This window comes from Lentzea sp. NPDC020367 (genome assembly GCF_044387305.1).
Taxonomy (GTDB): Bacteria; Actinomycetota; Actinomycetes; order Mycobacteriales; family Pseudonocardiaceae; genus Lentzea.
This window is the reverse complement of the sequence record NZ_JBIRVV010000017.1, coordinates 19,947-44,501: the sequence shown is the minus strand read 5'-3', so window position 1 is coordinate 44,501 and position 24,555 is coordinate 19,947. Positions and strand designations below refer to the sequence as shown.

The 24,555-nt window shown below is 68.3% G+C and carries 25 protein-coding genes and 1 tRNA gene; 12 read left to right on the top strand and 14 right to left on the bottom strand.

The features are described 5' to 3' along the window. The first annotated feature begins 3 nt into the window (after nucleotides 1-3). Nucleotides 4-405 (top strand): hypothetical protein, encoded by a 402-nt coding sequence (locus tag ACH413_RS41135; protein WP_360045795.1) that lies wholly within the window; start codon nucleotides 4-6, stop codon nucleotides 403-405. Here the strand turns inward: ACH413_RS41135 and ACH413_RS41130 are convergent. The 3 genes from ACH413_RS41130 to kduI are packed head-to-tail and all read right to left on the bottom strand — an operon-like array spanning nucleotide 382 to nucleotide 2,665. After that, entirely contained in the window at nucleotides 382-1,119 is a 738-nt protein-coding gene (locus ACH413_RS41130; RefSeq protein WP_360045793.1) for an IclR family transcriptional regulator, read from the bottom strand. The genes ACH413_RS41135 and ACH413_RS41130 overlap by 24 nt on opposite strands. Continuing rightward, complete coding sequence (locus ACH413_RS41125; protein ID WP_360045791.1) at nucleotides 1,116-1,841, bottom strand: SDR family oxidoreductase; 726 nt, start codon at nucleotides 1,839-1,841, stop codon at nucleotides 1,116-1,118. The genes ACH413_RS41130 and ACH413_RS41125 overlap by 4 nt, the downstream gene beginning before the upstream one ends. Further along, complete coding sequence (kduI, locus tag ACH413_RS41120) at nucleotides 1,838-2,665, bottom strand: 5-dehydro-4-deoxy-D-glucuronate isomerase (RefSeq protein WP_360045789.1); 828 nt, start codon at nucleotides 2,663-2,665, stop codon at nucleotides 1,838-1,840. Before kduI ends, ACH413_RS41125 begins: the two co-directional genes overlap by 4 nt. Before the next feature lie 135 nt (nucleotides 2,666-2,800). Between kduI and ACH413_RS41115 the strand changes: the two genes are divergently transcribed. After that, nucleotides 2,801-4,390 (top strand): L-lactate permease, encoded by a 1,590-nt coding sequence (locus ACH413_RS41115; protein WP_360045787.1) that lies wholly within the window; start codon nucleotides 2,801-2,803, stop codon nucleotides 4,388-4,390. Here ACH413_RS41115 and ACH413_RS41110 read toward each other — a convergent pair. Then, nucleotides 4,387-5,733 carry a hypothetical protein gene (locus ACH413_RS41110; protein WP_360045785.1) on the bottom strand — a complete coding sequence of 449 codons (1,347 nt, stop codon included), beginning with the start codon at nucleotides 5,731-5,733 and terminating at the stop codon, nucleotides 4,387-4,389. The two genes, ACH413_RS41115 and ACH413_RS41110, sit on opposite strands and share 4 nt — an antisense overlap. 108 nt (nucleotides 5,734-5,841) lie before the next feature. Here ACH413_RS41110 and ACH413_RS41105 point away from each other — a divergent pair. Next, nucleotides 5,842-5,915: transfer RNA gene (locus ACH413_RS41105), tRNA-Thr, on the top strand. Nucleotides 5,916-5,960: 45 nt separating this feature from the next. Here the strand turns inward: ACH413_RS41105 and ACH413_RS41100 are convergent. Next, nucleotides 5,961-6,368: an NUDIX domain-containing protein gene (locus tag ACH413_RS41100; protein WP_360045783.1), complete on the bottom strand. Its 408-nt coding sequence runs from the start codon at nucleotides 6,366-6,368 to the stop codon at nucleotides 5,961-5,963. A gap of 21 nt (nucleotides 6,369-6,389) precedes the next feature. Then, on the bottom strand, nucleotides 6,390-7,049 hold the full coding sequence (locus ACH413_RS41095) for an HNH endonuclease family protein (RefSeq protein ID WP_360045781.1): 660 nt from the start codon (nucleotides 7,047-7,049) through the stop codon (nucleotides 6,390-6,392). A 64-nt stretch (nucleotides 7,050-7,113) separates the two neighbouring features. Here ACH413_RS41095 and ACH413_RS41090 point away from each other — a divergent pair, with 64 nt between their 5' ends. After that, nucleotides 7,114-8,691 (top strand): DUF885 domain-containing protein, encoded by a 1,578-nt coding sequence (locus ACH413_RS41090; protein ID WP_360045779.1) that lies wholly within the window; start codon nucleotides 7,114-7,116, stop codon nucleotides 8,689-8,691. Here ACH413_RS41090 and dctA read toward each other — a convergent pair. Then, entirely contained in the window at nucleotides 8,581-9,915 is a 1,335-nt protein-coding gene (gene dctA, locus ACH413_RS41085; protein ID WP_360045777.1) for a C4-dicarboxylate transporter DctA, read from the bottom strand. The two genes, ACH413_RS41090 and dctA, sit on opposite strands and share 111 nt — an antisense overlap. 85 nt (nucleotides 9,916-10,000) lie before the next feature. Between dctA and ACH413_RS41080 the strand changes: the two genes are divergently transcribed. Then, nucleotides 10,001-10,819, top strand: coding sequence for an endo alpha-1,4 polygalactosaminidase (locus tag ACH413_RS41080; protein WP_360045775.1), 819 nt, complete (start codon nucleotides 10,001-10,003; stop codon nucleotides 10,817-10,819). Here the strand turns inward: ACH413_RS41080 and ACH413_RS41075 are convergent. Next, on the bottom strand, nucleotides 10,792-11,532 hold the full coding sequence (locus ACH413_RS41075; protein WP_360045773.1) for an SRPBCC domain-containing protein: 741 nt from the start codon (nucleotides 11,530-11,532) through the stop codon (nucleotides 10,792-10,794). The genes ACH413_RS41080 and ACH413_RS41075 overlap by 28 nt on opposite strands. Then, nucleotides 11,529-12,128: a helix-turn-helix domain-containing protein gene (locus tag ACH413_RS41070; RefSeq protein WP_360045771.1), complete on the bottom strand. Its 600-nt coding sequence runs from the start codon at nucleotides 12,126-12,128 to the stop codon at nucleotides 11,529-11,531. The genes ACH413_RS41075 and ACH413_RS41070 overlap by 4 nt, the downstream gene beginning before the upstream one ends. A 144-nt stretch (nucleotides 12,129-12,272) precedes the next feature. Between ACH413_RS41070 and ACH413_RS41065 the strand changes: the two genes are divergently transcribed. Beyond that, nucleotides 12,273-12,446, top strand: a complete 174-nt coding sequence (locus tag ACH413_RS41065; protein WP_360045769.1) for a hypothetical protein — start codon at nucleotides 12,273-12,275, stop codon at nucleotides 12,444-12,446. Here the strand turns inward: ACH413_RS41065 and ACH413_RS41060 are convergent. The 3 genes from ACH413_RS41060 to ACH413_RS41050 all read right to left on the bottom strand — a co-directional run bounded on the left by ACH413_RS41060 (nucleotide 12,428) and on the right by ACH413_RS41050 (nucleotide 14,681). After that, nucleotides 12,428-13,390, bottom strand: a complete 963-nt coding sequence (locus tag ACH413_RS41060) for a TIGR03617 family F420-dependent LLM class oxidoreductase (protein ID WP_360045767.1) — start codon at nucleotides 13,388-13,390, stop codon at nucleotides 12,428-12,430. The two genes, ACH413_RS41065 and ACH413_RS41060, sit on opposite strands and share 19 nt — an antisense overlap. An 18-nt stretch (nucleotides 13,391-13,408) precedes the next feature. After that, nucleotides 13,409-14,110 (bottom strand): excalibur calcium-binding domain-containing protein, encoded by a 702-nt coding sequence (locus ACH413_RS41055; protein WP_360045765.1) that lies wholly within the window; start codon nucleotides 14,108-14,110, stop codon nucleotides 13,409-13,411. A 118-nt stretch (nucleotides 14,111-14,228) separates the two neighbouring features. Then, complete coding sequence (locus tag ACH413_RS41050) at nucleotides 14,229-14,681, bottom strand: DUF4442 domain-containing protein (protein WP_360045763.1); 453 nt, start codon at nucleotides 14,679-14,681, stop codon at nucleotides 14,229-14,231. Between the two features lie 175 nt (nucleotides 14,682-14,856). Here ACH413_RS41050 and ACH413_RS41045 point away from each other — a divergent pair, with 175 nt between their 5' ends. Both ACH413_RS41045 and ACH413_RS41040 read left to right on the top strand, forming a co-directional pair. Continuing rightward, nucleotides 14,857-15,378, top strand: coding sequence for a MarR family transcriptional regulator (locus ACH413_RS41045; RefSeq protein ID WP_360045761.1), 522 nt, complete (start codon nucleotides 14,857-14,859; stop codon nucleotides 15,376-15,378). A gap of 2 nt (nucleotides 15,379-15,380) precedes the next feature. Next, a complete protein-coding gene (locus ACH413_RS41040) occupies nucleotides 15,381-17,021 on the top strand; it encodes an MDR family MFS transporter (protein WP_396425745.1) in 1,641 nt (546 codons plus the stop codon). A 57-nt stretch (nucleotides 17,022-17,078) separates the two neighbouring features. Here the strand turns inward: ACH413_RS41040 and ACH413_RS41035 are convergent, their stop codons facing one another. Next, on the bottom strand, nucleotides 17,079-17,585 hold the full coding sequence (locus ACH413_RS41035; protein WP_090070060.1) for an inorganic diphosphatase: 507 nt from the start codon (nucleotides 17,583-17,585) through the stop codon (nucleotides 17,079-17,081). Nucleotides 17,586-17,709: 124 nt separating this feature from the next. On the opposite strand from ACH413_RS41035, the gene dacB reads away from it, so the two are divergent. The 4 genes from dacB to hpt are packed head-to-tail and all read left to right on the top strand — an operon-like array spanning nucleotide 17,710 to nucleotide 22,358. Continuing rightward, on the top strand, nucleotides 17,710-19,812 hold the full coding sequence (gene dacB / locus ACH413_RS41030) for a D-alanyl-D-alanine carboxypeptidase/D-alanyl-D-alanine-endopeptidase (protein ID WP_360045757.1): 2,103 nt from the start codon (nucleotides 17,710-17,712) through the stop codon (nucleotides 19,810-19,812). Nucleotides 19,813-19,840: 28 nt separating this feature from the next. Continuing rightward, complete coding sequence (locus ACH413_RS41025) at nucleotides 19,841-20,884, top strand: zinc-dependent metalloprotease (RefSeq protein ID WP_360045755.1); 1,044 nt, start codon at nucleotides 19,841-19,843, stop codon at nucleotides 20,882-20,884. Continuing rightward, entirely contained in the window at nucleotides 20,881-21,792 is a 912-nt protein-coding gene (gene tilS, locus ACH413_RS41020) for a tRNA lysidine(34) synthetase TilS (protein ID WP_360045753.1), read from the top strand. Before ACH413_RS41025 ends, tilS begins: the two co-directional genes overlap by 4 nt. Nucleotides 21,793-21,809: 17 nt before the next feature. Further along, nucleotides 21,810-22,358, top strand: a complete 549-nt coding sequence (gene hpt / locus ACH413_RS41015) for a hypoxanthine phosphoribosyltransferase (protein WP_360045751.1) — start codon at nucleotides 21,810-21,812, stop codon at nucleotides 22,356-22,358. 511 nt (nucleotides 22,359-22,869) lie between these two features. Here the strand turns inward: hpt and ACH413_RS41010 are convergent. Beyond that, nucleotides 22,870-24,528: a substrate-binding domain-containing protein gene (locus tag ACH413_RS41010; RefSeq protein ID WP_360045749.1), complete on the bottom strand. Its 1,659-nt coding sequence runs from the start codon at nucleotides 24,526-24,528 to the stop codon at nucleotides 22,870-22,872. Between the last annotated feature and the right edge of the window lie 27 nt (nucleotides 24,529-24,555).

Here is a 24,555-nt window from a genome sequence, read left to right as displayed (position 1 = left end):
GTCTTGGCTTTCCGAGTGACGGTCACCGAGGAGACGGCTGCGAGGCTCCGGCCGGAGCTCACCCGGCTGATCGCCGAGTTCCGCGCGATGGCACGGATGCTCGTCGGCGCGCTGCCGAACCCCGACCTGGACGACGACCTCCTGGAAGAGGTCGAGGTCGGTGGCCGGACGTGGTGGATCCACTGGCACGACCCGCACTACCGCTGCGAGAGCGACACCGGCGTGGTCGTGGAGGCGCAGATCTACCACCCGGACCAGATCGACCCGGCCTTCCTGCTGGAGTACGCGCGGACCGCCGGTGGGCACGAGGCCGTGGTGACGGCCTGCCCGCGCGGGTTCCACGACATCGCCCGGTTGCTCGACCTCGTACCTGACCTGGTCTCAGAGCCACCCCAGCGCGGCTGACACCTCGTCCGCCGCCCGCAGCACCCGCGGCCCGAGCGCGATCAGCTCCGGCAGCGAGTGCTCCATCGCCAGCGAGGACGCCGAAAGCCCGCCGATCACCGTGCCCGCGTGGTCCCGGATCGCGGCGCCCACACAGCGCACGCCCACCTCGTTCTCCTCGTCGTCCAGCGCGAACCGCGAGCGGCGCACCCGCGTCAGCTGTGACTTCAGGCGAGGAGAAGAGGTGATCGTGTGCGGCGTGCGGCCCGGCAGGCCGGTGCGGGAGATGTAGGCGTTCAGTTCGGACCTGGAGAGCGAGGCCAGCACTGCCTTGCCGATGGCGGTGCCGTGGGCCGGGAGCGACATGCCCAGGCGGGACGCCATGCGGTACGGCTTGTCGGCCTCGATCTTGTCCACGTAGACCAGTTCGTCGCCGAACAGCACGGCCAGGTGCACGGTGCAGCTCGTCGACTCCTGCAGTGCGCGCAACGAAGGCCGTGCTCGCTCCACCGTGTCGATCGGGCGGAGGACCTTGCCCGCCAGGGCCAGAACCCGCGGTCCGGTCAGGTATCCGTCCGAGCTGATGGTCGCGAAGCCGCGGTCCACCATCGCCTGGAGCAGGCGGTGGACCGTCGACTTCGGCAGGCCGGTCACCCGCGCGATGTCCGTGATGCGCGTGTGGTCGGCCAGGGCCTCCAGCACGGCGAGCGTTTTTTCGACGGCGGTATCGGTCATCTCGCCAGCCAGCCTCCATCCACGACCAGTACGTGTCCGGTCACATAATCGGACGCGGCGGACGAAAGGAACACCGCCGGGCCCACCAGATCTTCCGGTGTGCCCCAGCGACCTGCCGGGATTCGATCACGGATCGCGGGTTCGCGGCCGGGATCCGCGCGCAGGGGAGCGGTGTTGTTCGTCTCGATGTAGCCAGGGGCGATGGCGTTGACCTGCACGTTCGACGCCGCCCACTCGTTCGCGAGCAGCTTGGTCATGCCGACCAGCGCGTGCTTCGAGGCGGTGTAGGCCGAGACGAGGATTCCGCCCTGAAAGGACAGCAGGGACGCGATGTTCACGACCTTGCCGCCGCCGTTGGCGATCATCTGACGGCCGCAGAGCTTCGAGATCTCGAACGCCGAGTCGAGGTTGACCGCCATGATCCGCTGCCAGTCCGACAGCGAGACGTCGACGGCGGCGCCACGGTGGATGGTGCCGGCGTTGTTCACGAGGACGTCGACGCGATGTTCGGCCAGCACCGGTGCCAGCGCGGGTTCGACGGACTCCGGTTGCGCCAGGTCCACGGAGACCGTGGCCAGGGCCGGTGCCACACCGGAGAGGTCGCCGCGGCCGACGAGGATCAACTGGGCGCCGGCGTCGTGCAGGCCGCGGGCGATCGCCGCGCCGATGCCCGTGCGAGCACCGGTCACCAGCGCGGTTTTGCCTTCCAGGGAGAAGCTCACCGCAGCTCCGCAACTGCGACCGGGTCCATGTCGTCGTAGGCCTGGTTCTCGCCGCCCATGGCCCAGACGAAGGTGTACGAGTGCGTTCCCGCTCCACTGTGGACGGACCACGACGGCGAGATGACGGCTTCCTCGTTGCGCACCACGATGTTCCGCGTGTTCTGCGGTTCGCCGCACAGGTGCACGACGCGGTGCTCCTCCGGCAGGTCGAAGTAGAGGTAGCACTCGGTGCGGCGGTCGTGGGTGTGCGGCGGCATCGTGTTCCAGACGCTGCCCGGCGCCAGCGAGGTCACGCCGAGCACCAGTTGCGACGAACGGATGCCGTCGGCGTGCACGAACTTGCGGATCTCCCGGACGTTCGCGGTGCTCTGGTCGCCCAGCTTCAGCACGTCGACCTCGTCGAAGCGGGCTACGGCGGTGGGGAACGAGGCGTGCGACGGCGTCGAGAAGAGGTAGAAGCGGGTGTCCTCGTCGTCGGCGTGGAACTCGACGTCGGCGGCGCCCTGGCCGACGTAAAGGCAGTCGCGCGTACCGAGTTTGTGTTCGGTCCCGTCCACGGTAACTGTCCCGGTCCCGCGGATCGCGAGCACGGCCAGTTCGCGTCGTTGCAGGAAGTACTGGGAGCGCAGAGGGGAAGCGCTTTCCAATTTCAGCGATTTGCCTGGTGACGGGGTCGCGCCGCCGAGGACGATGCGGTCCTCGTGGGTGTAGACGGTCCGGATCTCGCCCGGTACGAAGAGGTCGTCGACGAGGTAGTGCTGCCGCAGCCCGTCCGTGTCGAAGTCCGGCAACTGCGCCGGATGGGTCGAGTGCCTGATCTGCATCAGTTGATGCCTTCCGGTCGGGGCGGCGGAGTGACACGATGTCCGCCGACCATGGAACTACGTTCCGTGGAACGGAACAAGCCCATCGCCTCCCCGCCGCCGGAGACGCGTTCAGGCATATGAAAGGCGGCCTTGGTGTACCAGCAGAACCCGAATCCGACGGGCTCGCTGTTCCTGTCGGCTTTGCTCGCGCTGATCCCTCTCGTCGCAGTGTTGGTGCTGCTCGGAGGGCTCAAGTGGAAGGCTCACTGGGCGGGACTGACCGCCCTCGCGCTCGCGATCGGCGTCGCGCTCCTCGGCTACTCGATGCCGCTGGGTCAGGCGCTCAACTCGGCGGCGTTCGGCGCGGCGACCAGCGTGCTCGTGGTCCTGTGGATCACGTTCAACGCCATCTGGATCTACAACCTGACCGTCCACAGCGGACACTTCAGCGTGCTGCGGCGGTCGTTCAGCTCGATCTCCGACGACCAGCGCGTGCAGGCGATCGTCATCGCGTTCTCGTTCGGCGCGCTGCTCGAAGCCCTGGCGGGCGGCGGTGGTCCCGTCGCGATCTGCTCGGTCATGTTGATCGCGCTGGGCGTCGACCCGATGAAGGCGGTGGCGCTGGCGTTGATCGCGGACACCGCGCCGGTGGCGTTCGGCGGGATGGGCAACCCGATCACGGTGCTGAACACGGTCACCGGGCTGCCGGCGGACACGTTCGGCGCGATGACCGGCCGGCAGGTGCCGATCCTGGCGATGCTCGTGCCGTTCGTGCTGGTCTTCGTGGTGGACGGCAAGCGCGGCATCAAGCAGGCGTGGCCGGCCGCCCTGGTCGCGGGTGGCTCGTTCGCGGTCACGCAGTACCTGGTCTCGAACTTCTGGTCTTACAAGCTGTGCGACATCATCGCGGCCGTCGTCTCGGTGCTCGCGTTGATCGCGCTGGTGCGGGTCTGGCAGCCGGAACGCTCGATCCCACCGGTCATCGCCGGTGGCGCGGTGGCTGACTCACGACGTGACGTGATCATGGCGTTCAGCCCGTACGCGATCATCGTGGCGATCTTCTCGGTGGCGCAGATCGTGCCGGTGAAGAAGTTCCTCGACTCGCTGACCTACAAGTTCGCGTGGCCGGGCATGCACCTCGTCGCGCCGAACGGCAAGCCGATCAAGGTCGAGTACGCGCTGAACTGGGCGTCCGCCACGGGTTCGCTGCTGTTCGTGTCCGGCCTGATCACGTTGGTGCTGCTGGGCATCAGCGCGCGCAAGGGCGTCGAGATCTACGGTCAGACGATCAAGCAGTTCAGCTGGGCGATCGTGGCGATCCTCGCGGTGTTCTCGCTGTCGTACGTCATGAACTACTCGGGCCAGATCACGACTCTGGGCCTCTGGCTGGCGGGGACCGGCGCGTTCTTCGCGTTCCTGTCGCCGGTCGTCGGCTGGTTCGGCGTCGCGATCACCGGCACGGACGCGGGTTCCAACGCGCTGTTCGGCGGCCTTCAGGTCACCGCCGCGCAGCAACTCGGCGCGTCACCGTTCCTGTTCGGCGCCTCGAACAGCTCCGGTGGCGTGATGGCGAAGATGATCTCGCCGCAGAACCTCGCCATCGGCACGGCCGCAGCCGGTCTGGTCGGCCGTGAGGGAGACCTGTTCCGCAAGGTCTTCGGCTGGAGTCTGGTGCTGCTGCTGGCGATGTGCGTCATCGCCTATCTGCAGTCGACGCCCGTGCTCGGCTGGATGGTGCCTTAGCTCGACCTGCGCCGGGCAGGCAGCGCGGCGAAGATCACCACGCCGGCGAGCAGCAGCGCCGTGCCGGTCCAGAACAGCGGGATCGAGTTGTACGCGGCGTTCGTGTAGGCCAGCGGCGGTGCCCCCTTGGGTGGCGCCGCTGGCGCGCCGGGCTGCTGCGGCACGGTCGTCTGCGGCGGCTGCGAGGTCCCGCAGATCACGCCGCCCTGCGGCGCCGCGGCCCGCACGATCTGCTCGCCCAGCGAGATCTGCGCGAGCGCCGTCGGCAGGTTCGGCAGCTTCAGCTTGTCCGTCGGCAGCACCTGCACGTCGAGCATCCGCGCGGTGGCCCCGAGCTGGAACCCGCTGAACCCGTTGCCGGTGAAGGCCGCCTTCTTCTCGTTGAGCCCGGCGATCTGGAGCTTGATCACGACCAGGTCCAGCAGCAACGGGATGTCGAGGGTCGGGTGCGCGGCGTCGAGCGTGCCGAGCTCCTTGCCGTTCTGACTGACCTTCAGCACCGGCGCGGTGTACGTGATCGTCGACGTTTTCTCGTCGCCGGTCGCCGTGGCCGTGAGCGTCGGCGGGGTCGCGACGTCGATCTTGATGCCACCCGCCAGCTCCACGCTGACCGCGCGCATCGTCGACGTCGACTCGACGGCCTTGTTCCTGCTGCCCGGCAGGTCGACGAGCTTGACCACCGAGCTCGCCTCGAACGCGTCCGGGATGCTGATCAGGCTGGTCTTCACCGGCAGCGGCACCTCGGCCGGCAACGCGCTCAGGACCTCGAGGCCCGCCAGCGACGTCTTGGCCGTGGCCAGCGGACTGACGCACGGCCCGACCTTCTCGTCCCACCGCGCGTGCACGCTGCCGTTGAGCAGCTTGAGCTTCGCGAGCGGCGTCTCCGGAATCGGCAGCCCGCCGTTCGTCGGCTGCGGGTTGTCCGGAATCGCCGTCTGCACCAGCGTCCCCGGCGACTGCGGCGACCGCCCGGCCACCGCGAACCCGAACGGATTGGCCTGCGTCACCACCCGCTCGGTGCTCAGGAACGCCTCGGTGTTGACCTGCGCACTCGCGAGCCCCAGCCCGAACTCGGTCACCGACTGCTTCGGCAACTGCTCGCCCAGCCCGGGCAGGATCGTGTTCGTCGGCACCCCCTGCGGCCCGAGCCGGACCACGCTCAGCCCGGTCCCGGCATCCCCGACGGCGTGCGCGAGCGGCTGCGGCCCGTTCGGTGCCGACGCCGGCGGCTGGTTCGGATCGCGCGGTCCCGGCACCGGAGTGGTCGGCGGCTGCGCGAGCGCGGGAGCCGCGACCAGCGCTAGCAACAACCCGGCCAGCGGCACGGACAACGAACGGCGCATGAACCACTCCTCGACGGTGGGGAGGTGGTGACGTCAGTCACGGTCCGTACAACGATGCCGACCCCCGTGAGTAACGCGCTTGCGGGTCGGTTATAGTTATCGCGTCTCGCCGCCTTAGCTCAGTCGGCCAGAGCAGCTCACTCGTAATGAGCAGGTCATCGGTTCGATTCCGATAGGCGGCTCGGTGAGATAAGACCCAGGTCAGGCTTCCTGACCTGGGTCTTTCTTTATGTCGTGCGGCGCAGGTCAGCGAACCAGTTCGCGATCGAGCGCCGGAAACCGTCAGGCATGTCGAGTGCGCCGACCTCGTGCTCGGTGAACAGCCCGATGTCTTTGTGCTCATCCGACAGAACGGGCTCGTCGGCGCTGTCCAGCAGACACCCGTAGGTCACGATGAACACGTTCTTCCCGGCCACCTCGATGTGGCGCATCCACGAGTCGAGGATCGGCCCGACGCGCACCCTCCACCGGGTCTCCTCGGCGATCTCACGGCTGAGGCACTGCTCGGGTGTCTCGCCGGCCTCGATGCGGCCACCGGGCAGTTCCCACTCGTCCCGCTCGTTCTTCAGCAGCAGCACCCTGCCGTCGCGGACCACCACGCCCTTGATCGAGACGGGGTACTCGGGGTGGCTCATCTGGCGTCCTCACCGCTCGGGTCAACCGCAGGTCGTGAGCGCGCGCTCCAGTGCCGACCGTTCCGCCGCCGCCACGCTCAGCCCGTAGGCCGCCTTCACCGTCACGTAGATCCGCCCGTACGAGCACGCGTACCCGGCGTTGGGCGGCATCCACTCGTCGGGGGTCTTGTCGCTCTTCGACTGGTTGACCTTGCCCGAGACCGCCACGAGGTTGCGCAGGTCGTTGGCCGCGGCCAGGCGCTGTTCGGGAGCCCAGGCCGAGGCGCCGCTGCGCCACATCTCCGCCAGCGGGACCACGTGGTCGATCTGGATCTTCGACGTGCCGCTGATCCGCGTGCCCGTGTACGGGTCGTCGAGGTTGCCCGCCTGGACGCCGCAGCGGCCCGGCTTGCGCTCGACCTCGGTCAGGTCGCGGGCCAGGACCTGGCTGCGCTGGTCGCAGCCGTCGCCGTCGGTGTCGAACCAGGGCTGGCCGAACACGCACGCCTTGCCGTCCGAGCAGTCGCGCACGTACCCGTCCATCCGGCCCGGTACGGCCACTGGCAGGGCCGCGAGCGTCGTGCGCGCCGTGGCGGCGTCGAGGGTGCCCGTCGGTACCCGGTCCACCTGAGGTCCTGAGGTGGACGCCAGGGGAATGGCGGAACAGCCGGTCAGCAGGATGATCAGCAATAGCCACCGCATGGGAACGGATTACCCGCTACAACGTAGGTGATGGCCGCTCAACGGCGTAACTCCTGGAGGACGGATGCAGGAAGCCGACGCGATCGCCGACCGGCTCTTCGGTGCGATTCTCGACCGCTATCCGCTCGACGCCAGCCTGATGGGCTTCGACGTCGACCACGAGTCGCTCACCGACCACGGCGAGGAAGCGGGGGAGCGGTATCGGGCGCGGCTCCTGGCCATTCGCGAGGACGCGCTGAAGCTCGTGCCCGCGACGACGTCCGACCGCATCACGCTGGGGATCGTGCTGCACGAGGTGCGCACGCAGTCCGACGTCGTCGACTCCCGGCAGATCGAGTTCGGCATCAGCGCCAACATCCGCACGGTCGTCCCCGGCACGCTGGCCGGTCTGTCGCGTTCGCCGGTCGACACGCCGGAACGACGGCGGGGTTACCTGCAGCGGTTGCGGGGGCTCGACGGGTTCTTCGCGACGGTGATCGCGCGGCACCGGACCGGGTTCGCGGACGGTCTGACGCCGGTGGCGCACCTGGTCGAGCAGGCGATCTCGCTGTTGGACGGGCATCTGGCGAACCTCGGCGCGTTCGACCTGGTGGACGGCGCCGAAGTCGACGAGGTGGTGCGGCCGGCGATTCAGGGGTACCGCGACTTCCTGCGGCAGGAAGCCCTTCCACTGGGACGCGATGCCGGGCGCGCCGGGCTGTGCGGACTGCGGAACGACGCCTACCGCCAGGCGATCCGCGCGCACACGACCGAGGACCTCGACCCGGAAGACCTGCACGCCACCGGCATCAGGCTGATCGAGGAGCTCAAGCCGGAGTTCGCGCGGTACGGCGACGGCGTGTTCGAGCGCATCCGCCACGATCCCGCGTTCCGCCACACCAACGGCGACGAGATGCTCCGCGCCGCCCGTGCGGCCGTCGAGAAGGCCGAAGCCGCTGCTCCGCGTTGGTTCCGGACGGTGCCGGACGCGGCGTGCGTGATCAAAGCGGCGCCGCCGGGCGTGCCCGCGCACGTGCCGCCGAGCTACTTCCCGGCCGCCGAGGACGGCAGCCGGCCCGGCACGTACTACGTCAACACCAAGGACCCGCGGAACCGGCTCAGGATCAAGGACGAGGCCACGGCGTACCACGAGGCCGTGCCGGGACATCACTTCGAGCACTCGAAGGCCGCGTTGCTGAAGGACCTCCCTGTTCTCAGGCGCAAAGCTCCGATCAGCGTGTTCAGCGAGGGCTGGGCCCTGTACTGCGAACGGCTCGCCGACGAGATGGGGCTCTACAGCGACGACGAGGCCAGGCTCGGCATGCTCACGATGGACGCCATGCGCGCGGGCCGGCTCGTCGTCGACACCGGCCTGCACGCGCGAGGGTGGAGCCGCGAGCAGGCCGTCGCCTTCCTCGTCGAGAACACGCCGATGGGGCTCACCCAGATCGAGTCCGAGGTGGACCGTTGTCTCGGCGAACCCGGCCAGGCGCTCGCGTACGCGGTGGGGCGCCTCAAGTTCCAGGAACTGCGCGCCACCGCGGAACGAGCGCTAGGGACGGCGTTCGACGTCCGCGACTTCCACGAGGCCGTCCTCCGCCACGGCAGGCTCACCCTCGCGCTCCTCGACGAGGTCGTGGCCGCGTGGATCGCCGAGCACTGACCGCATCCGTTCGACGTCGAGCATGCCTTCCCAGCGGGACACCACGAACGTCGCCACGCAGTTGCCCAGCAGGTTCGTGAAGACGCGCATGGAGTCCATGATCCGGTCGGCGCCGAGCAGCAACGCCACCGCGGCAGCGGGGATCGAGCCGACCGCGGCGACGGTGGCGGACAGGGCCAGGAACGCCGAACCCGGCACGCCCGCCATGCCCTTGGAGGTCAGCACGAGCACCAGCACGATCGTCAGCTGGTCGCCGAGGTCGAGCGGGATGTTCAGCGCCTGCGCCAGGAACAGCGTCGCCAGCGACAGGTAGATCGAGGCGCCGTCGAGGTTGAACGAGTACCCGGTCGGCAGCACCAGGCCGACGGACGTGGGTGCGCAGCCGGCGCGTTGCAGCTTCGCCATCATCCGCGGCAGCACGGCTTCCGACGACGCGGTGCCGAGCGCCAGCAGGAACTCCTCCTTGGTGTAGCGCAGGAACTGCAGGAGGTTGACCCGTGCGAACACCCACGCGATCACGCCGAGCAGGGTGCAGAAGAGCAGGGCCGCGCCGTAGGACGCCAGGATCAGCCACATGTACGTGCGCAGCGACCCCAGGCCGTACTGCCCGACCAGGAACGCCATCGCGCCGAACGCACCGAGCGGCGCCAGTTTCATGATGTAGCCGAGCACCGCGAAGAACGCCAGGTTGATGCGCTCCAACAGGTCCACGACGGGCCTGCCGCGCTCGCCGAGCTGGGCCAGCGCGCAGCCGAACAGCACCGCGAACAGCAGCACCTGAAGCAACGCGTTGCGCGCCAGCGCGTCCACCACACTGGAAGGGATGAGGTCGAGCAGGAACTGGACGACGCCGGGGAGGTGGCCGCCCTGCGTCTTCGCCTCCACGGCGGAGGCGTCCAAAGTGGACGGATCGACGTTCATGCCGTCGCCGGGTCGCACGACGTTGCCGACGAGCAGGCCGAACGCGAGTGCGGCCGTCGACACGACCTCGAAGTAGATCAGCGCTTTCAGCCCGATCCGGCCGACCGCGCGCAGGTCCCCGACCTTCGCGATGCCCGTCGCCACCACGCAGAAGATCAGCGGTGCGATCACCATCTTGATCAGCTTGATGAAGCCGTCCCCGATCGGCTTCAGGTCGGCGCCGAACGAGCGGAAGAAGTGACCGACCAGCACACCGGCGACCACGGCCACGAGGAGTTGCAGGAAGAGCGACCGACTTTTCACCTGACGGAAGCTAAATCTCATTTATGAGCAATGGAGTGCTGTGCTGTTACGCCTGCGCTACCCCGTGAGTGACACACTCCCGCGCATGAAAACCGCCGCGGTGGTGGCCGCCCTGCTCCTGCTGGTCACCTCCTGCTCGGACGAGCCCGACCTGCCGCCGCGGGAGATGCCGCCCGCCGGTGGGCAGCTCGACTACCAGCTCGGCGGCGCCTACCAGCCCGATGTGCCGGTCAAGATCGTCGTGCGGGACCGCAGCAAGATCATCGACGGCCGGCGCTACAACATCTGCTACCTCAACGCCCTGCAGACGCAGCCGAACGAGGCCGAGGGCGGGCTGGACTGGTGGCGGAAGAACCACGACGACCTGCTCGTGAAGAAGCCGGGCGGTGAGGTCGCGATCGACCCGGAGTGGCAGGAGGGCATCCTCGACATCTCCAACGGCGACAAGAGGAACAGGATCCTGGAGATCCAGAAGAAGTGGATCAAGGACTGCAAGACGTCCATGTTCAAGGGCGTCGAGCCGGACAACCTCGACTCCTACACGCGCGCCGAGGGGGCGTTCGATCTCAACGCCACCAAGGAGTTCATGAAGGCGTTCGTCAAATACGCACATGAACAGGGCCTTGCCGTCGCGCAGAAGAACACCGCCGAACTGGGCACCGCGGGCAAGAAGGAGATCGGCTTCGACTTCGCCATCACCGAGGACTGCCAGGCGCGCGACGAGTGCGGCTCCTACGCAGAGGCGTTCGGCAACGACTTCTTCCAGATCGAGTACACCGACGAGGGGTTCAAGAAGTCCTGCACCGACCGCGGCGGACGGGTCTCGGTGATCCGCCGCGACCGGAACGTGGTGCCGTACGGGCACGAGGACTACGTCTACGAGGTCTGCCCGCCCACGGTCTGAGTCAGGAAGGCCTGCCACTTCTCGGCCTGCCCGGTCGCGTCGCCGAAGACGTGGTGACCGAAGGCGCTGGTGCCGTGGAACCGGTAGAAGCCCTCAGGGCCGCGCACGCCGAGGAAGTTGTGCAGGTCGTGACGGACGACGTAGTCCACGACCCCGTTGATACCGAACGGTTCGAGGGTGACCTCGTCGCCGACCTCGGCGTCCGAGGGGACACCGAGGGCCTTGAGCAGCACCGGCCAGTTGTCGGCGCCCTCTGGCTGCTCCGGCCACTGGGCGAACACGTAGGTGCCCGGCCTGCCGGCGAAGTGCTCGACGTACTCGGCCAGCGTGAACAGGTACATGTCCCAGCCCTTCGACTGCTGGTCGACGAACTCGTCGCCCCAGCCGTCGGCGAGGATGCCGGTGTGCACGAACCGCAGCACGGTCGTGCCCTGGTCACGGCCCTCGATCAGGTACTCCATCGCGTGGAACGTGCCGTCCTCGCCCTTGTCACTGGAGTAGGCGAGGCGCTTTCCGGGTTCCCACGAGGTGATCGTCGAGGACTCCTGGAAGAAACCCAGGTCGAGCGTCATGCGGCCGCCCACGCGTCCGTCGACGGTGTGCGGGCCCATGAACCACGAGTCGATGCCCGGTCCGGTCGCGATGGCGTCCCAGACCTGCTCGGGGGTCCCGTCGACCTCGACTTCCTTGCTGATCTCGAACTCGTGGGTCACGACTCTTCCTCCTTGGACGCGATCACGCTCGGGTGCAGGGCGACGACGACTCGGTGCGGACGCCCTCCTTCTGCCTGTTCGTCGTGGTACTTGGCGACCAGCTGCGTCATGAAGCCGGCGAGCTCCTCGGCGAACGCCGCGCGGTCCGCCGCCGTGGCGAACCGGACCTCGCCGTCCAGCGCGAAGGTCGCGAGCCGCTTCTTCGCCCTGGTGGACCCCGTGATCAACGTGCCGACGTCGCGCACCAGCCTCGCCGAGACCGCGAGCAGCCACCGCGCGGACAACCGGTCGGGTGACCGCGCCGGGTCGGGCTGCACGGCCGCGAGCGCCGTCGGGGAGATGACGTAGGACGCGGCGGTCGCCTGCATGAGGCGCTCGTTCACGTTGCCCTTGCGCCGTTCCTCGACGAGCTCCACCAGGCCGTGCTGCTCCAGCGTGCGCAGGTGGTAGTTCACCTTCTGCCTGGGCAGGCCGACCTTCGCGGCGAGCATCGTCGCCGATCCTGGCTCCACCAGCTCCGCGAGCAGCCTCGCCCGCACCGGGTCCAGCGACACCTCGGCCGCGGAAGGGTCCTCGATCACCGCCACATCGAACATGGCCTCAGCGTCACACCGAAAACAAAATTAGTCAAGAACTGAGTTGCTGTCGGTAACTTTGCTCCACCTGGGTGGCGTTCGAGCCGGTACCGTAAGCGACGTCTCGATTGGTCGTTGCTTGTTCGCAACCCCTGAGGAGACGACATGATGATGATGCTGGCCCTGACCCTGCTGGCACTCCCGTTCGCCCTGACCGCGGCCAACGTCGGAAGACGCCGGTGGATCCGCAAGAGGGGCGTCGCGAGAGTGCGCGCCGAGCTCCGCGGTTTCCACGCCGAGCTGGCACGCCAGGGGCTGAGTCATTTCTCGGGGCGCTGAAGCACGTCCCCTGACGGCGAGATCCGCGTGACGACGTCGCCGTAGCGAGCCAGAAGGGCGTCCGTGACGGTCTCAGGGGAGCCCAGGACGCAGAACTCGGTCAGCACCTCGTCCGTGATCAGCTCGCTCATCTCCGCCCACTGCTGCCGCCGCGACATGCGGTGCAACTCCTCGTGCAGCGCGCCCCAGCCGTGCAGGTCCAGCACCGGCTTGTACGCGGGCGTCGACCCGTAGAACGCGATCTGCCGCTTGACGTCCGCGATCTCCTCGTCGTTGGTCGCGGCGAACACCGGGCCGCTGATCTCGAAGCCCTCCAGCGTCTTTCCCGCCTTCGCCCGGCCGCGCTCCAACGCGGGCAGCGTCACCTCGCGCAGGTACCGCTCGGTCGTGAAGTTGTGGCACAGGAAGCCGTCCGCGACCTCGCCCGCGACCTCGGTCATCAGCCCGCCGACGCCCGCGAGGTAGATCGGCGCGGTGCCGTGCGGGTTCGGGCCCGGATCGAAGAACGGCGTCATCAGCGTGTGCTTGTAGAACTCGCCGCGGAACGCCAGCCGTTCGCCGGTCTCCCAGGCGTGCCAGATCGCGCGGATGGCGAGGACGAACTCGCGCATGCGTGCGGCCGGCTTGCTCCACGGCATCGAGAAGCGCTTGGTGATGTGCGCCTCGACCTGCGAGCCCAGCCCGAGGTTGAACCGGCCCGCCGACAGCAGCCGCAGGTCGTTCGCCGTGGTCGCGACGGTCATCGGGTTGCGCGCGAACGCCACCGCGATCGCCGTGCCGAGCTCGATCCGCTCGGTCGCCGCGGCGGCACCGGCCAGCGCGAGGAACGGGTCGTGCTTGGTCTCGGCGAGCCAGAACCCGTCGTAGCCCCGGTCCTCCGCCCGCTTCGCGATCGCCCCGGCCTCGCCTGGGGTGTAGTCGACGGCACTGCTGTCCAGCTTCATGGAGCTGAGGTTATTGGGTCACCGGTATCCGTACCGGGACTCGCAGGCGACGCCGTTGCGGTTGTCGTCGAGCTCGACGCGGTAGCCCGGCTGGCCCCAGTAGAGCGGCGCCTTGCCGGCCCTGCGCACGTCGTCGCAGGTCGCGAAGAAGACGGGGGCCGGCGGCTTCGGCGTCGTGGTCGTGACCTTCGGCTTGGTGGTCGTCACGGGTGGCGGCGGGGGAGGAGGCGGAGCAGACGAGGTCTCCAGGGCGTCCTTGCCACCGCACGGTGTTCCCCACAGGCCCATCGGAACGCGCTGCGCGGCGCCTTCGGCTTCCTTCTGCCCCGGCGTCGGGGTGCCGGCGCTGCGGCCGGCGCCGTTGCCCAGCGCGAGCAACGCGTAGTCCGTGCCGTCGGCGAGGGTCAGCGCGCCGGTGGTCTTGTCGTAGCGCACCTGCTGGTTGAGGAGCATCGCCTTGGCGAAGCCGGCGGCGGCCTCAGCCCAGCACGGTCCTGGCTGGGCGAGGCCCGTGACCTCGGCCTTCGAGCCGTCGGAGAGCATCACGGCCCGGCCGTCGACGATCGACGCCACGCTGATGCCCAGCTGGGCCGGCGCGACCGTGGCCGACGACGCGGTCACCGGCGTGTCCTCCGCCGGTTTCTCCACGGCGACAGGCCTCGACTGCTGCACCTGCGCCGCGCATCCCGCGGTCAGTGCGACCAGCAAGACTCCGCCCACAGTTCTCCACCCCGACATAACTCCAGATAGTGCCCTCGGGACGGAGAGTGGCCAAGGTTACGTATTTCGACCGGATCGGTTCACCGCAGTTTTGAACTGAAATACGGAGATGCCCAGTTCAGCGTGCGGGCTTCAACGTCCAGACGACGGTCATCTCGCCGGTGATCACGCCCTCGGCGTTGGTGATCGTGATGGCGACGGGGAATTCGGGACGGGTACCGGACTCCAGCTCGGCCAGGACCTCGTCCGCGGAACGGCCGAGAACGGCCTCGGCGCGCAGAACGCCCATCGCGATCTTCTTGTAGGAGATGTCGGCGCGGACCGCGAGCGGCGTGGCCTTGCCGAGGTGCGCGGCGAACGCGGCCATCACGACGGCACCGGACGCGGACTCGCCGAGACCGAACATCACGGCGGCGTGCGGGCCGCCGATGTGGTTGTTCAGCGTCGGGTTCTCCGGCAGCGACGCGACGACGCGGCCGGCGGAGACCTCCTCGAACTCGATGCCCGTGGTCTTCACGTACGGCACGGCCTGCTTCATGGCGTCGGCGACGAACGACACGTCTTGGCTCATGAGAGGGATGCTACCGGCGAGTAACCCGCACGGCTACCCGTCGGTAACAACTCACTCGCCGCGTCCGTACCACTCCACTGTGGAGTGAGACTCGGAACTCACTTGCATTTCGGTGGACCGGGATGGATGCTTGTACCGAGCAACTAGTTGGGTGATACAAGCAACGAGGTGTCAGATGGTCGATCCGGGCAGGTGCCTCGGCGCCGGCATCGATCCCGAGCACGAGCTCGCGGACCGCATCGGCATGGCGATGGTGCGCATGAACAAGATGCACGCCCAGGTCGCCCACCAGATGGCCAAGCAGGGCATGGACAAGTCCGCCTTCGTGCTCCTCGCGACGCTCTCCGGTCTCGGAGAGTGCCGCTCGAGTGCGCTCGCGGAGGCGGTGCTCTCCGACCCGTCCACGGTCAGCCGGCAGGTCGCCGGACTGGTGAAGGACGGGCTCGTCGAGAGGCGTGCTGATCCGGCTGACGGCCGGGCCAGCGTTCTCGCGGTCACCGAAGCGGGCCGCGAGCTGATCTTGAACCGACGCCGGAAGCGCAACGAGGCGATCCAGCAGGTGTTCGCGGACTGGGCCGATGAGGACCTCAAGGGTTTCGCGGACCTGTTCGAACGCTTCGTGCAGGACTACGAGCGCACGATTCCGGCGCTTTTGACCGAACGCGGGACGGGGACCCGCGCAGGAGGGGAAGACTAGAAATGTCAACGACAACCGATGCGACACCCACGCCAGGGGTCTCCCTGACGCATCGCCAGATCATGACGATCCTGTCCGGTCTGCTGCTGGGCATGTTCCTCGCGGCGCTGGACCAGATGATCGTCGCCAGCGCCATGAAGACCATCGCGGACCAGCTGCACGGACAGACGTTGCAGGCGTGGGCGACCACCGCCTACCTGATCACCGCGACCATCACGACCCCGTTGTACGGCAAGCTGTCGGACATCTACGGGCGCAAGCCGATGTACCTCGCGGCGATCTCGCTGTTCCTGGCCGGTTCGCTGCTCTCGGGCATCGCGACGTCGATGTACGAGCTCGCCGCGTTCCGCGCGGTGCAGGGTCTCGGCGCCGGCGGTCTGATGTCGCTCGCGTTCGCGATCATGGCCGACATCATCTCGCCGCGTGAGCGCAGCAAGTACTCCGCCTACTTCATGGCCGTGTTCGGTTCGGCCAGCGTGCTCGGGCCGGTCATCGGCGGCGTGTTCGCCGGTCTCACCTCGTTCCTCGGTGTCACGGGCTGGCGCTGGGTGTTCCTGGTGAACGTGCCGATCGCGCTGCTCGCGCTGTTCGTCGTCGCCCGCGTGCTGAACATCCCGCACCAGCGGGTCAACCACCGCATCGACTTCGGTGGCGCCATCGCGCTGACCGTCGGCCTCGTGCCGCTGCTGATCGTGGCCGAACAGGGCCGTGAGTGGGGCTGGGCCTCGGCGACGTCGATCGCCATGTACGTGATCGGTGTGCTGGGCCTGGTGGCGTTCGTGTGGGTCGAGAACCGCATGGGCGACGAGGCGCTGCTGCCGATCAGGATGTTCCGCAACCAGACGTTCTCGCTGGGCAACACGATCAACTTCGTGCTCGGCATCGGCATGTTCGGCGGCATGGTCTCCATCCCGCTGTACCTGCAGATCGTCAAGGGCGTCACGCCGACCGTGTCGGGCCTGATGCTGCTGCCGATGACGTTCGGCATCATGTCGGCCACCGCGATCGCGGGCAAGGTGACGTCGAAGACCGGGCGCTACAAGGTGTTCCCGATCATCGGCGCCGGTCTGATGGCGGTCGCGCTGTTCCTGCTCAGCACCATCGGCACGGACACGCCGAGCTGGCTCGTCATGGTCTTCATGTTCATCATGGGTGCCGGCCTGGGTCAGTGCATGCAGACGCTGCTGCTGGCGATCCAGAACGACGCCGAGCCGCGTGACATGGGCGTGGCGACCGCTTCGGCGACGTTCTTCCGCCAGATCGGTGGCACCGTCGGTACCGCGGTGTTCCTGTCGATCCTGTTCACCACGGTCGGCGACAAGATCGCGGAGGGCCTCAAGGCCGCGGCGCAGACCGACGCGTTCAAGATCGCTCTGGGCCAGAACCCGGAGTTCGCGAAGATGCTGCAGGGCGGTGGCGGATCCGGTGTGGACATCAACAACACCGAGTTCCTCAACGGCCTCGACCCCGTGCTGGCGAAGCCGTTCCTCGACGGGTTCTCCAGCGCGATCGACACGGTCTTCCTGACCGGCGGCATCGTGATGATCGCGGCGTTCGTCCTCGTGTGGTTCCTGCGCGAGAAGCCGCTGTCGACCAGGTCCGGTCTGGAGCGCGTGGCGGACGCGGAGTCCATCGCGGTCTAGAACCGAAAACGAAAAAGAGGGGGGTCGCTCCGAGCGACCCCCCTCTTTCGTCGTTACCTAGTGCAGCGTTTCGCCGCGCGCCTCGGCGTCCTTCAGACGCTGGTAGGAGCGCTTGACCTCGGCCTCGGCCTCGGTGCGGCCCACCCAGCTCGCGCCCTCGACGCTCTTGCCGGGCTCCAGGTCCTTGTAGACCTCGAAGAAGTGCTGGATCTCCAGGCGGTCGAACTCCGCCAGGTGGTGGATGTCGCGCAGGTGCTCGTGGCGCGGGTCGAAGGCCGGGACGCACAGAACCTTGTCGTCGCCGCCCTTCTCGTCGGTCATGCGGAACATGCCGATCGCACGAGCGGCGATCAGGCAGCCGGGGAACGTCGGTTCCTGGACGAGGACGAGGGCGTCCAGCGGGTCGCCGTCCTCACCCAGGGTGTTCTCGATGAACCCGTAGTCGGCCGGGTACTGCGTCGACGTGAACAACGTGCGGTCGAGGCGGATGCGGCCACTCTTGTGGTCCACCTCGTACTTGTTGCGCACGCCCTTGGGGATCTCGATCAGGACGTCGAATTCCACTGGTCCTCGCTCATGTAGCCCATTCGTGATGCCCACTAGTGTGGACCACAACGCCTTGTCAACCCTCATCGGAGCGGTGGTTGGTGGGTGTGAGATTGCCCGTACCGAGCTGACGGAGGTCCACTTGCCGGACGAGCCCCAGTGGCCGACCGAGGACGACGACGCCGGGTCGGCCCCAGCCGCGTCGGAGTCGACGGTGCAGGTCAGCCGCCCGTCCGTCGACCAGCCGACGATGCGTTTCCCGCTCGCGGCGATCCTGTCGGCACCGTCCACTCAGGAGCCTCTGCGTTCGTCGCCGGTCCGTTCCGCCCCGAACGGTGTGGGGTCCGGTCATTCCCCGTCAGGTGTGCCAACGACCGGCTCCGGCGGTTCCGGCGGGCCTTCCGGCGGATCCGCCGGTGGGAAGTCTCACGCGACGATTGGTCCAGAAGTCGGCCAACCTCGGGCCACCCCGGTGCGGATCGAGCCGAAGAACGACCAGACCCGCGTCGTGCCGAGGCCGGAGCAGAAGACCACGGAGCTCTCCGTTCCGAACGCCAAGACGGCGCGCGTCGACCAGCTGCCGAACTCCGAGCCGTCGTGGTTCGACCAGAAGACCAGACCCGAACAGCCGCCCGAGCAGCGCCGGCCGCGTCCCGAGCAGACCAAGCGCGTCGACCAGCTCCAGCACCAGGAACCGCCGCGTCAGGAACCACCGCGTCAGGAACCACCGCGCCAGGAGCAGCAGCGCCAGGAGCAGCAGCGTCCGGTGCCACCGCCGCCTCCTCCGCCTGCCCGGAAGGAGCCGCAGTCCGTCCGTCAGGAGCTGCCGGTCACCGGTTACGAGGAAGAGCCCGAGGACCGCCTCGCCACCGACGACGAGCCCAGGAAGGGCCGCAAGTCCCTCGTCGTGGTCCTGAGCCTGCTGGTCGTCGCGGCGCTCGCCGGGGCCACCCTCTACGCGGTCAACGAGTTCGGCGGCACCAAGGCGATCGAGACCAGGCCTCCGGCCGCGCCCGCGAACGTCCAGCCGCTGGTCAAGGCCGTCACCGCCGGTGCGCCGGCACCGACCCCCGCGGGTGTGAAGCAAGCGCTCGCCGGACCGGCGGCCAACGGCGTGCTGGGCACGCTCACCGGCAGCGTCGTCGACCCCGCCAGCGGCACCGCGCTGTGGCAGCAGGGCGACACCACGCCCGCGACCCCGGCGTCGAGCCTCAAGATCCTCACGGCCGCCGCGGCGCTGCTCAGCCTCGAGAAGACCGACCAGCTGTCCACCAAGGTCGTCCAGGGCGCGGAGCCCGGCACCGTGGTGATCGTCGGCGGCGGCGACCCCACGATCTCCGGCGTGCCCGGCAAGTCGGTCTACCCCGGCGCCGCGACGCTCGACGACCTGGTCAACCAGGTCAAGGCCAAGGGCCCGGTCACCAAGGTCCAGTTCGACCTGAGCCGGTACACGGGCGAGGCGCTCGGGCCGCAGTGGGAGTCGGCGGACATCGGCGGCGGCTCGGTCGCGCCGATCGTGCCGTTCATGCTCGACGGCGGCCGGGTCGACCAGTCCAACGTCAACGGCGCGCGCACCGGCAGTCCCGGCCAGGCGGCGGCGGACGCGTTCGCGCAGCGCGTCGGGGCGCCTGGAGCCACGGCGGGCGCGGCTCCCGCGGGCGCTCCGGTGCTCGGCGAGATCAAGTCGGCGCCGATCGAGCAGCTCGTCGACAACATGATGCAGATCTCGGACAACGTCCTGACCGAGGCGATCGCGCGGGAGATCGCGATCAAGACCGGCAACGAGGCGTCGTTCGCGGGCGGGGTCAAGGCCGTCCGGGACGTGCTGACCAAGAACGGGTTCGACCTCACCACCGCGAACTTCGTGGACGGCAGCGGGTTGTCCGCGTCGAACAAGATCCCCGCCAAGCTGCTCACCGAGGTGCTCACCGCGGCGGCCAAGCCCACGCTGGACGACGCGCGCACCGCGAAGCTGCGGCCGTTGCTGACGGCGCTCCCGGTCGCGGGCGGCAGCGGCACCCTCGCCGGTCGCTACGGCGGGACCGCGGCACCGGGCAAGGGCTGGGTGCGGGCCAAGACCGGCACCCTCACCGGGGTCAACGCGCTCGCCGGCATGGTCGTCGACGTGGACGGACGGGTGCTCGTGTTCTCGTTCATGTCCGCCAGCAACGGCAACGCGGAGAGGGAGGTGCGGCCCGCGCTGGACGTGATGGCCGCTGCGTTGCGGGGTTGTGGCTGTTCGTAGCGGCCCGTGCGCAGGTAGCGTCGGAAGCGTGAACGGGGCGACGGAGGCAGAGCTCGGCCCGGTGGACTGGGAGCTGGCGGTCTCGACCGCCACGCGCCTCGTCCGGCCGGGACCGGTGATCGGCAAGAACGAGGCTGACCACGTCGTCGGCAGGCTTCGCGAGCTGGCGCCGCAGGCGGAGGTGCACGTCCGCGAGCTGACCGGGCTCGGTCAGGGACTGCCCCTGCTGCCGGGCGAGGTCGTGGACAGGCCGGCGTGGGTCGCCGCCGCCGCACAGGGACTCGCCGCGCTGACAGCGCCCGCGATGCCACGCCAGACAGGTCCGATGGCGGGCATCCTCGCCGGGACCGCGGGCGTGCAGGCGGGCGTCGTGCTGGCGTTCCTGTCCTCACGGGTGCTCGGCCAGTACGACCCGTTCAGCCCGAACGACCAGTTGGCCGGACGCCTGTTGCTGGTCGCGCCGAACATCGTTGGCGCGCAACAGGCTCTGGACGTGCCGGACGACGACTTCCGCATGTGGGTGTGCCTGCACGAGTGCACGCACCGCCTGCAGTTCACCGGCGTGCCGTGGCTGCGCAAGTACTTCTCCGACCAGGTCACCGCGCTGTTGTCCTCAATGGACGAAGAGCGCGCGCCGCTGACCGACGTGATCCGCGACTTCCGGCAGAAGCTGCGCGAGGGCGACGGCCCGATGGGACTGGTCGAGCTCATCCAGTCGCCGCAGCAGAAGCTGGTGCTGGACCGGCTGATCGCACTGTCCACTTTGCTCGAAGGCCACGCCGACCACGTGATGGACGCGGTCGGCCCGTCGGTCGTGCCGTCCGTGTCGACGATCCGCAGCCGCTTCAGCGCGCGGCGCAAGGGCGGCGGCCTGCTCGACCGGATCCTGCGCACGCTGCTCGGCGTCGAGGCGAAGGTGCGCCAGTACGAGGAGGGCGAGGCGTTCACCTCGTACGTGGTGGAGCGGGTGGGGATGGACGGCTTCAACTCGATCTGGACGTCCGCCGCGACGTTGCCGACCCGCGCCGAGATCGCCGAGCCCATGAGCTGGCTGCGTCGCGTGTCGCCGTGAACGGACCGGTCGCGGAGATCCGTTCCGCGGTCCGCCGGTTCCTGGACGAGGTGCGGCCTGACGCGGTGACCGTCGCCGTGTCGGGTGGCGCGGACTCGCTGGCGTTGGCTGCCTGTGTGGGACGGCTGGTGCCCGGTGCGTTCGCCGTGGTCGTCGATCACCAGCTGCAGCCTGGGTCGGGTGACGTTGCTTCGCGGGCGGCTCAGCAGTGCGCCTCGTTCGGGCTTGTGGCTCGCGTGGAGGCTGTTCGCGTGGAGGGGCCGGGTGGTCCCGAGGCTGCGGCCCGCAACGCCCGTTACGCGGCTCTGAGGCCGTCTGCCGGTGTCGTGCTGCTCGGTCACACCCTCGACGACCAGGCCGAGACGGTGTTGCTCGGGCTGGGGCGCGGGTCCGGGCCGCGGTCGATCGCCGGGATGCGTGCTTTTGACGCGCCGTGGGGGCGGCCGCTGCTCGGTGTGTCGCGGGCGGTCACCCGTGCTGCCTGTGTTGAGCAGGGGATCGAGGTGTGGGAGGACCCGCACAACGTCGATCCGTCGTTCACGCGTGTGCGGTTGCGGTCTGAGGTGCTGCCGTTGCTGGAGTCTGTTTTGCAGGGCGGTGTTGCGGCGTCGTTGGCGCGTACGGCTGCGCAGTTGCGTGAGGATTGCGACGCGCTCGATGCGCTTGCGGAGGCGTTCGCCGGCGACTGCTGTGCTGTTGACGACATCTCCGAGCTACCGGTCGCGTTGAGGCGCAGAGTGCTCAGGGCGTGGCTGATCGGCGAAGCCGTGCCTGAACTGTCCGATTCGCACCTGCGACGAGTTGACGCACTGGTGAGTGAATGGCGCGGTCAGGGCGGTGTCTGGCTACCTGGCGGCTTTGTCGTGCGGCGCGCGCATGGCAGGCTCGTTGTGGAACCACAGTCTTAAGCAGAGGGGACCTGTCCGTGTACGACGGCGACATCGCATCCGTGCTCATCACCGAGCAGGAGATCAGCGACAAGGTCACCGAACTCGCCAAGCAGGTCGCGGCTGATCACCCAGAAGGTGACTCCGACCTCGTGCTGATCACTGTGCTCAAGGGCGCTGTGATGTTCATGGCCGACCTCGCACGCGCGCTGCCCGTTCCGGTGCAGCTCGAGTTCATGGCCGTTTCGTCCTATGGGTCCTCGACTTCGTCTTCGGGCGTTGTGCGGATCTTGAAGGACCTCGATCGCGACATCGCCGACCGCAACGTGGTGATCGTCGAGGACATCATTGATTCTGGGCTCACGTTGTCCTGGCTGTTGAAGAATCTGCAGTCTCGGAAGCCTCGGTCTTTGCAGGTTTGTACTTTGTTGCGGAAGCCTGATGCGGTTAAGGTCGAGGTTCCCGTCAAGTACATCGGGTTCGACATTCCCAACGAGTTTGTTGTCGGGTATGGGCTGGATTATGCGGAGAGGTACCGCGATCTGCCCTACATCGGGACGTTGGATCCGAAGGTTTACTCGAACTGAGTGGTTTGGCTTGGGCGGGGGCGTTGCCGTGGGTGGCAGCGTCCCCGTTTTGTGTTGGGCGTGCGGGTGCGGGTCCCGTTGCGTGCGGGCTGTTGCTGTTCCAGCGGGGTTGGTCGCGTTCCTGACGTTCCGTCGCCTTGCGAGGGTGGGCGCGCGGGTCGTGACGAAGTGCGGGGTTGCGATTGGGGCTTGACCTTGAGCCTCTAGCTGGGCGCGTAGACGGCCTCAAAGACCGGGGTTCAAAGCGCCCCGGCCGAGCCCAGACAGGGTGGCACCCAGCCCCTCAAGGTCAAGCCCCAATCGCCATGAGCGGGGTGCACCGCTACCCAGGCGGTAGAGGTTCACACGGCTCGCCTTCGGCATTGCGCCGCCAGGCTTCGTCCGTGGTTGCCTTGCGTTGCTGGCTTTCCTGTTGGCACCGCGCGGGGCAGGTCGCCGTGTCTGGTCGCTTTTAAAGACAAAGACAAAGCCGGGCCTCCCGTAGGAGACCCGGCTTTTACGTTGAAAGAAATCAGCAGTTCGGGCGGCACCTGCGCTGGGACACCGCGTCCAAAAGCACGCCGCGAATGTCCTCCGGGTTCCGCGCCTGGTAAGCCTTGCCGCCGGTTGCGGCGGAGATCGCGCGGAGTGCGTCCATGTCCACCTCGTCGCCGAGGCCCACCATGATGATTGGAACGGGTTTCGCGGGGTCGGACTCCCGCTTCAGGGTTTCGATCAGCGCGGCGGTGTCGATCGACGAGATGTCGTCGTTGCGGCCGTCGGTCATGAGGACGACCGAGTTGACCTTTGACGCGTCGTAGCCGGACAGGACGTGCCGGTACGCGGCCAGGGTGGTGTCGTTCAGGGCCGTGCCGCCGCCGACTAGACCGGGGAGCTGGGAGGCGCCTGCTTCCAGGCGTTTGCGGCGGGTTACGCCTGCCAGGGGTTCGCCCAGCGGGCCGATCGGGACCAGTTCGATCCAGTCGTTCGGTGGTTTTTTGTCGGTGGAGAACGCCCACAGGCCGATGGCCGTGGTGTCCGGGAGCATCGAGAGAGCGGTCATCGAGGCCTCGGTGGCGGCCTCTACTCGGGTTTTGCCGTTGCCGCTCTTCTCGATCATCGAGCCGGAGACGTCGATGACGGTGAGCATCCGCATGTCCAGGCTGATGGCGCCCCAGGTGCGGAGGAGTTCGGAGACCTGGTCGGCGCCGGGGGTCTCGATCAGCTTGACGTCGCCTGCCTGCACGCCTTCGACGTCGGTCGACCACTTCGCGGGGGCCGCGCCCTGGACGGTGCGGAAGCCGGCCTCGCCGAAGCGCTTGGAGGTGTCTGCGGAGCGGAGGACCTTCTCGAACTCCGCGGCTGCCTCGCCGATGCCTTCCGGCTCGTTCGGGCGGGAGACCCTGACCAGCGGGTAGTCGAAGGAGAGCGTGCCCTCCTTGGGCGGGGCGCCCAGGACCGCGTTGTCCTTGACCGAGCGGTTGTTCGCCACGACTGACTGTTCGGTGGCGGCGAACAGCGGGGCCTTGTCGGCGTCCGTGGTGACCTTGCCGAAGGCGTCGCGGACTGACGGGACGGCGCTGCGGCCCACGCGCAGCAGGGTGCCGACGAGTTCAGGTTTGGGTGTTCCGTCTGGATTGCCCAGCAAAGTACGGATGACGAACAGCGAGGCGAGGCCCTCCGACGTCATCGTCGGGTCGCTCATCGAGATCTGGACCTTCGGGTCCACGACCTTCGCCCACGAGACGGGCGTGACCGGGAAGCCGATCTTCGACATCGCCTGTTCCGAGCCCGCCATCACCAGCGGGCTGGACGCCAGCGAGGGCTTGATGTCCAGCTTCGGGGCCTCCGGGCCGGTCTCCGCCGCCTGGCGCTGGGCCTCCGCGGCCCACATCGAGGAGTCGGGGATCCAGAGGGAGTGGGGGTTGATCTGGGCGGTGGGGAGCTCGTTCGCCACGTCGGCCGCGTTGCGCGACTCGACCTGGACCTGGACGCACCTGCCGTTCACGACTGGTTGTGACCGCTGGTAGTCCTGCGCCGCCGCGTTCACCACATCCAACGCGGCGGGGGTGACGGCGACCTTCAACGGCAGCGCGCCGGAGCAGTCTGCGCCGCTCGTGACACGCAGTGCCACGACCGTGACGCCTGCCGCCGCGACCACTCCGAGCAGGGCGCCCACGGGGAGGGCCACCCGCCGGAACAATCCGGGGGACGTATG

Excerpts from the sequence above, each read along its gene's own strand:
- ACH413_RS41100 (WP_360045783.1), bottom strand. The coding sequence starts at position 6,368 with ATGAGCCACCCCGAGTACCCCGTCTCGATCAAGGGCGTGGTGGTCCGC.
- ACH413_RS41130 (WP_360045793.1), bottom strand. The coding sequence starts at position 1,119 with ATGACCGATACCGCCGTCGAAAAAACGCTCGCCGTGCTGGAGGCCCTG.
- ACH413_RS41045 (WP_360045761.1), top strand. The coding sequence starts at position 14,857 with ATGGTCGATCCGGGCAGGTGCCTCGGCGCCGGCATCGATCCCGAGCAC.
- ACH413_RS41095 (WP_360045781.1), bottom strand. The coding sequence starts at position 7,049 with ATGCGGTGGCTATTGCTGATCATCCTGCTGACCGGCTGTTCCGCCATT.
- ACH413_RS41070 (WP_360045771.1), bottom strand. The coding sequence starts at position 12,128 with ATGTTCGATGTGGCGGTGATCGAGGACCCTTCCGCGGCCGAGGTGTCG.
- ACH413_RS41065 (WP_360045769.1), top strand. The coding sequence starts at position 12,273 with ATGATGATGATGCTGGCCCTGACCCTGCTGGCACTCCCGTTCGCCCTG.
- ACH413_RS41090 (WP_360045779.1), top strand. The coding sequence starts at position 7,114 with ATGCAGGAAGCCGACGCGATCGCCGACCGGCTCTTCGGTGCGATTCTC.
- ACH413_RS41110 (WP_360045785.1), bottom strand. The coding sequence starts at position 5,733 with ATGCGCCGTTCGTTGTCCGTGCCGCTGGCCGGGTTGTTGCTAGCGCTG.
- kduI (WP_360045789.1), bottom strand. The coding sequence starts at position 2,665 with ATGCAGATCAGGCACTCGACCCATCCGGCGCAGTTGCCGGACTTCGAC.
- ACH413_RS41060 (WP_360045767.1), bottom strand. The coding sequence starts at position 13,390 with ATGAAGCTGGACAGCAGTGCCGTCGACTACACCCCAGGCGAGGCCGGG.
- ACH413_RS41050 (WP_360045763.1), bottom strand. The coding sequence starts at position 14,681 with ATGAGCCAAGACGTGTCGTTCGTCGCCGACGCCATGAAGCAGGCCGTG.
- ACH413_RS41080 (WP_360045775.1), top strand. The coding sequence starts at position 10,001 with ATGAAAACCGCCGCGGTGGTGGCCGCCCTGCTCCTGCTGGTCACCTCC.
- ACH413_RS41040 (WP_396425745.1), top strand. The coding sequence starts at position 15,381 with ATGTCAACGACAACCGATGCGACACCCACGCCAGGGGTCTCCCTGACG.